The sequence below is a fragment of the Methylococcus sp. S1M genome (assembly GCF_051295855.1).
Classification (GTDB): domain Bacteria; phylum Pseudomonadota; class Gammaproteobacteria; order Methylococcales; family Methylococcaceae; genus Methylococcus; species Methylococcus capsulatus.
In genome coordinates this window covers 1-202 of record NZ_JBPDXO010000100.1, presented here as the reverse complement: position 1 = coordinate 202, position 202 = coordinate 1, and the positions used below count along the sequence as shown (strand labels likewise).

1 pseudogene is annotated in these 202 nt (G+C 60.4%); it reads left to right on the top strand.

Annotation, left to right across the window (positions count from 1 at the left end):
- A pseudogene (locus ACSHWJ_RS16215) lies at nt 1–202 on the top strand (IS3 family transposase); the annotation flags it as partial.

Genomic DNA, 202 nt, shown 5'->3' with positions numbered 1-202 from the left:
GATGGCCCGGATGAAGGAACTGGAAGCCGAGAATGCCCGGCTGAAGAAGATGTACGCGGAGGAGCGCCTGAAGGCCGGCATTCTTCAGGAGGCGATTTCAAAAAAGTGGTGAGGCCATCTCACCGCCGTGAGATGGCCAAGCGTGCCGTCAGCGGGCACAGGGTGTCAATCCGCCTTGCCTGCGCGACATTTCAGGTCAGCG